Here is a 732-nt window from a genome sequence, read left to right on the forward strand (position 1 = left end):
CGCCGGGGTCGGGTGGTCGAACACCACCGTCGCACCCAACTGCCGCCCCGCCGCGGCCGCCAGCCGGTTGCGCAGGTCGACCGAGGTCAGGGAGTCGAAACCGAGATCGGTGAACGCGTGCTCCGGGTCCACCTCAGCCGCCGTGGCGAAGCCGAGCACCTGGGCGGTGTGCGTCAAGACCAGGTCTTCCAGCGCGTCCGGTGTCAAAACAACAGACTCAGTGACCGGAGAAGCGGCACGTCGCACGGGCAGCCGGACGAGCCCGGTGAGCAGCGCGGGCAGCACGCCCGCGCGGGCCTGGTCCCGCAGCCCGGCCAGGTCGAGTTTGACCGGTACCGCGACCGGACCGGGCGCGACGTCGAACAGCACCGCGCCCTCCTCCGGACTCAGCGCCCCGAAGCCGTCGCGCCGCATCCTGTCGATCAGGGCCTGGTCGAGGACACCGCCCATCCCCTCGGCGGCCCACATCCCGTAGGCGAGCGACCGCGCGGGCAGGCCGTCGGCGTGCCGTCGCTCGGCCAGCGCGTCGAGGTAGGCGTTGGCCGCGGCGTAGTTGCCCTGCCCCGGTCCGCCGAGCACGCCGGACACCGACGAGATCAGCACGAACTCGGTCAGCGGCCGGTCGAGGGTCAGTTCGTGCAGGTGACGGGCACCGTCCGCCTTCGGGCCGAGGACGCGGTCGAGGCGTTCCGGGGTCAGCGCGGTGACGACGCCGTCGTCCAGCACACCGGC

The 732-nt window shown here is 73.1% G+C and carries 1 protein-coding gene; it reads right to left on the minus strand.

Features of this window, described 5'->3' with window-relative positions:
• A partial coding sequence (locus CFP71_RS42430) for a beta-ketoacyl reductase (protein WP_143267307.1) occupies positions 1-732 on the minus strand: 732 nt, incomplete at both ends.

It is taken from the genome of Amycolatopsis thailandensis (assembly GCF_002234405.1).
Classification (GTDB): domain Bacteria; phylum Actinomycetota; class Actinomycetes; order Mycobacteriales; family Pseudonocardiaceae; genus Amycolatopsis; species Amycolatopsis thailandensis.